Raw genomic sequence first — 680 nt, 5'->3', positions numbered from 1 at the left:
TCGGGGTGGTGGTAGGTGTTGATGCGGGGTTGGCCGTGGTCGAGGTGGGGTGGTGGGATCCATTGGGTTTGGTAGCGGCTGTTTTTGCGGGTGGTCCAGCCGTAGTCGGCTAGCTTGTGATGGGGCCCGCAGGCCAGTGTGAGGTTGTCGATGCCGGTGGCGGGCTGGGTGCAGTACGGCGTGCAGTGGTGCACTTCGCACAGGTAGCCCGCAACGGTGCAGCCGGGGTGTGAACAGCCACGGTCTTTAGCGTGCAACACAATTCGCTGGGCCGGTGAGGCCAGGCGTTTGGTGTGATACAGCGCCAGCGCTTTGCCGTGGTCGAAGATCGCCAAGTAGTGATGGGCGTGCTGAGCCAGGCGGATCACATCGGACATCGGCAGCAGCGTGCCGCCGGCGGTCAGACCACGCCCAGCGCCTTTCTCTAACTCCTGCAGCGTGGTGGTGACGATGATCGATGTCGGTAGCCCGTTGTGTTGGCCGAGATCGCCGGAGGCGAGCAGCGCGCGGCCGGCGGCGACCAGGGCGTCGTGGGTGCGCTGGGCGGCGCTGCGGATGTCGCCCTGGATCGCGGCTTCTGAGGGGGTGCCACTGATGCAGGGCTCGGCGTCGTCGGGGTTGCACATACCCGGTGCGGCCAGCTTGGCGAACACGGCGTCGAGGGTGGCGCGGGCCTCGGG

At 67.1% G+C, this 680-nt stretch carries 1 protein-coding gene; it reads right to left on the bottom strand.

Annotated features, from left to right (window positions below; genetic code table 11):
* The coding region (locus tag A5658_RS12185) for an HNH endonuclease signature motif containing protein (protein ID WP_156751410.1) at positions 1–680 on the bottom strand (680 nt) is incomplete at both ends.

The sequence above is a fragment of the Mycobacterium sp. 1245111.1 genome (genome assembly GCF_001673405.1).
In the GTDB taxonomy this organism is placed as follows: domain Bacteria; phylum Actinomycetota; class Actinomycetes; order Mycobacteriales; family Mycobacteriaceae; genus Mycobacterium.
Note: the sequence above shows the minus strand (reverse complement) of the source record. Positions and strands in the feature narration are given on the sequence as shown.